The organism is Actinosynnema sp. NPDC002837 (assembly GCF_040295345.1).
Lineage (GTDB): Bacteria > Actinomycetota > Actinomycetes > Mycobacteriales > Pseudonocardiaceae > Actinosynnema.
Map to the genome: position 1 here is coordinate 1 of NZ_JBEOVG010000207.1, position 1,724 is coordinate 1,724.

Below are 1,724 nucleotides of genomic sequence, written 5' to 3' on the forward strand. Positions count from 1 at the left end.
GGTTTGTTCGCTTCCCTCTAAAAGATAAGTGGTATATTTTTTTGTGTCGTCCACTTTTAAATTTAAGGCTCTTGCTTTTGTTTTAAAATCTTCCCAAGTGTGAGAATGGTTCATTAAAAATTCAAGTTTGTTTTTAATCTCTTTTCGGTAAGAATTTTGAGCAAGATAGACCAAATAATTTTTGTGAGAGTTTCCTAATTTTTGTTCAGGACGGTCAATAATTTTACAACCATATTCTTTAGAAATGTTATCAGAAATTTCTTTCAATCGTTCCAAATCATTTTTTGATTGTTGAAATTTATTTAAAGTCAAAGGGTCAGTTGCATTAAGCACAATATGATTATGGAGGTGTGGCTTATCGGTATGAGTAGCAATAATAAATTCCGCAGAATTTCCGAGATATTCTTTCATGGTTTTACAACCAATTTCATGAACTTGTTCAGGGGTTAAATGGTCATCAGGAGAAAAAGATTGGACAAAATGATAACCGAACCTTTCGTTTTTTCGTGGCTTGTTTTTTAAAGCGATAGCCATTGTTCGTGTCGCTAACATTTCATCACAGGTTGAATGAATATCTAAAATATTTTGACCGGAAACATATTCAAAGTCATTTGTTTTTTCGGAGTTCATCACATAATCAATGAGTTGGTTTAAATCTTTTGAAGAATGAACTGTTCCGTTCGATTGTTTTGGCATATAAATCACTGTCATTTTTACTCCCTCTCCGAAATAAAATGAACCACTTTTTGAATTTTTTCTTCCAAATTTTCTAATTGCTTTTGATAATCAGACATCAATTCTTTTGTCTGATTATTTTTATTTTCGTTTAAATGTTTAGCAATTTGATTGATATTATTTCCGATACGTTTTAGTTCAGATTTTGTCGCAGAAATTTCAGAAATAATATTTTTATATTCTGAAAAATCAATAGAAAAAATCTCTTTATTGCAACAGGCTCGTCTAGCAAAAATAGAAAAATTAGTGATACCAGTTTTTCTCATCATCAATTTAATTCTTTCGTTCTCTTTTTCATTTACACGAAATTTTTTCTGTATACTTCTCTCACGATTTTCGATTATTTTCATCTTGTCAACCTTTCAAACTACTGTCAACTCTAAAAGCTCAAAATAGGGGGTTAGTGTCTTTAGTTAGTGAACTTAGCAAGTGTGGCTACACTTACAGTAAAAAGTATTCATCTTTCACTCACAAAAGCTAAAATTTCCAATTTTATTTTTGTTCGTTTCAGACGAATCTTTTTATTTTTGGTGGTGTCCCCCAATCCCCCTTTTTGAAAAAAATTAGAGCTTAATTTCAAATTCTTTTAAGACATCTTCGTATAAATCTTTGACTTCAAAACACAAATTTTTAACTTCATCTTCGGTCAAAGTTTGAACCTATTTTTTTGCGTTAATGTAATTATGAACTTATCACTCCATTCAAGAAGTTCAACTCTCTTGCTTTGAATACATCGAACAATTTTATAACAATTATAATCCTCATTCCGCCAACAAGGGTTTAACTCCAAATCAGAAAGAAGAAAATTATTTTAAGAAAATATAGCTCATTTTGTGTCTAAATATTTGACATTGGTCCAGTGTACAATTGATTCATTCCGATACAAATGAAATGAAGGCAAATAATATTAAATTAGGCGATGTCTATTTTTTTTTAGGTTTGCCTAATATTTTGCTTTAATTTTATAAAAAAGAGGTGTATACTTATAA

General features: G+C 29.8%; 2 protein-coding genes and 1 pseudogene. 1 reads left to right on the forward strand and 2 read right to left on the reverse strand.

Annotation, left to right across the window (positions count from 1 at the left end; all coding sequences use genetic code 11):
- Together ABTZ99_RS44885 and ABTZ99_RS44890 are read right to left on the reverse strand one after the other, a co-directional pair.
- Positions 1 to 711: relaxase/mobilization nuclease domain-containing protein (locus ABTZ99_RS44885; RefSeq protein ID WP_499619281.1), on the reverse strand; the 711-nt coding region annotated here is incomplete at its 3' end.
- A 2-nt stretch (positions 712 to 713) separates the two neighbouring features.
- Positions 714 to 1,085: a plasmid mobilization protein gene (locus ABTZ99_RS44890; protein ID WP_499619283.1), complete on the reverse strand. Its 372-nt coding sequence runs from the start codon at positions 1,083 to 1,085 to the stop codon at positions 714 to 716.
- Between the two features lie 337 nt (positions 1,086 to 1,422).
- Here ABTZ99_RS44890 and ABTZ99_RS44895 point away from each other — a divergent pair.
- Positions 1,423 to 1,576 (forward strand): annotated as a pseudogene (locus ABTZ99_RS44895) (IS3-like element IS-LL6 family transposase); the annotation flags it as partial.
- Between the last annotated feature and the right edge of the window lie 148 nt (positions 1,577 to 1,724).

Coding starts and splice junctions, on each gene's coding strand:
- ABTZ99_RS44890 (WP_499619283.1), bottom strand. CDS start 1,085: ATGAAAATAATCGAAAATCGTGAGAGAAGTATACAGAAAAAATTTCGT.